Source organism: Leifsonia sp. KNZ12-8B, assembly GCF_056755495.1.
In genome coordinates this window covers 1-1813 of record NZ_JBPGXM010000239.1, presented here as the reverse complement: position 1 = coordinate 1813, position 1813 = coordinate 1, and the positions used below count along the sequence as shown (strand labels likewise).

The 1813-nt window shown below is 69.7% G+C and carries 1 protein-coding gene; it reads right to left on the bottom strand.

Annotation, left to right across the window (positions count from 1 at the left end; all coding sequences use genetic code 11):
- Nucleotides 1-43 precede the first annotated feature (43 nt).
- Entirely contained in the window at nucleotides 44-1780 is a 1737-nt protein-coding gene (locus tag ACR9ZG_RS18780; RefSeq protein WP_481286362.1) for an MDR family MFS transporter, read from the bottom strand.
- Between the last annotated feature and the right edge of the window lie 33 nt (nucleotides 1781-1813).

Sequence of the window (1813 nt, the reverse complement as noted above, 5' to 3'; positions counted from 1 at the left end):
TAGCGGGGGTCGGCGGCGGGCGCGCGTCAGCGGGCCCCGCGCGTCAGCGCGAGGGCACGCTCCCGGTGGTCGGCTCGGGCTCGGCCCTCTCCGCCTCCGGGGCAGGCGCGGACACCTCCGCCGCAGGCCCGGCCTCGGTTTCGGCTTCGGCCTCGGACGCACCCGCACCCTCTCCCGTCGCGGCCGCGCGGCGCTCGGCCTCCAGCCGCTCCGCCTCCTCGCCGCCGATCGCCTCGCCGCGGGCGACGAGACCGGCCTGGTCCGAGAGCGGGATCTGCTTGAGGAACAGCGCCAGCAGGAACGCCACCGCGATGAACGGCAGCAGGTACCAGAACACCGGGGCGAGGGCGTTCGCGTAGGCGTCGACGACACCGGTGCGGACCGCGTCGGGGAGGCTGTTCAGCACCTCCGGGCTCAGGGTCGCAGTCGCGCCCTGAGCGTCGGCGGCCGAGGCGCCCGCCTTCGTGAAGACGTCGGTGAGGTTCTCGGTCAGGCGGGTCGTGAACAGGGTGCCGAACACGGCCGTGCCGAGCGCTGCTCCCACCTCGCGGAAGTAGTTGTTGGTGGAGGTCGCGGTGCCGATCTGCGCGGCCGGCACGGCGTTCTGCACCACCAGCACGACGACCTGCATGATCAGGCCGAGGCCGGCGCCGAAGACGAACAGGTAGACGCAGATCAGCCAGATCGGGGTGGAGGCCGTCAGCGTCGTCATGCAGACCATCGCGATGCCCGTGATGATCGTGCCGAGGATCGGGAACAGCTTGTACTTGCCGGTGCGGGTGATCGCGACGCCCGAGGCGATGGAGGTGCCGATGAGGCCGACCATCATCGGGATCATCAGCAGGCCGGAGGCCGCGGCCGAGGTGCCGGACGACATCTGCAGGAAGGTGGGCACGAAGCCGATCGCGGCGAACATCCCGATGCCGAGCGCGAGGCCGATGGCGGTCGCGTTGATGAAGATCGGGTTCTTGAAGAGGGACAGCGGGATGATCGGGTCCTTGGCCTTCGCCTCGGCGATCACGAAGGCGATCGCGGCGACCAGCATGCCGGCGCCCCAGAGCCAGGTGGAGAGCGAGCTCCAGCCGTGGTCCTTGTCGCCGCCGAAGTCGGTGAAGAAGATGAGGCAGGTGGTCGCGATCGACAGGAACAGGATGCCCAGCACATCCACCGGCTGCGTCGCCTTCTTGTTGGGCAGGGTCAGCGCGAACACGGCGATCACGAGGGCGATGATCCCGACCGGGATGTTGATGTAGAACGCCCACTGCCAGGTCAGGTGGTCGACGAAGAAGCCGCCGAGCAGCGGGCCGGCGACCGCGGAGAGGCCGAAGATGGCGCCGAGCGGGCCGAGGTACTTGCCGCGCTCGTTGGCGGGCACGATGTCGGCGATGATCGCCTGCGACAGGATCATCAGGCCGCCGCCGCCGAGGCCCTGCATGGCGCGGAAGACGACGAAGCTCCAGAAGTCGCCCGCGAACGCGCAGCCGACCGAGGCCGCGGTGAAGACGGCGATGGCGATGATGAACAGCCACCGCCTCCCGAGCACGTCGCCGAGCTTGCCGTAGACGGGCATGACGATCGTGGTCGCGAGGATGTACGCGGTCGTGATCCAGACCTGGTGCTCGACCCCGCCGAGGTCGCCGACGATGGTCGGCATGGCGGTCGACACGATGGTCTGGTCGAGGCTCGACAGCAGCATCCCGGCGATGAGGGCGCTGAAGATGATCCAGATGCGCCGCTTGGTCAGCAGCAGCGGCGCGGGGGAGGCGGCGGTGGCGGTCATGGGATCCGTTCTCGGAGGCGTGGGCTGTCTCTT

What these genes read in the sequence shown, in the direction of transcription:
- ACR9ZG_RS18780 (WP_481286362.1), bottom strand. Translation starts at nt 1,780, where the DNA reads ATGACCGCCACCGCCGCCTCCCCCGCGCCGCTGCTGCTGACCAAGCGG.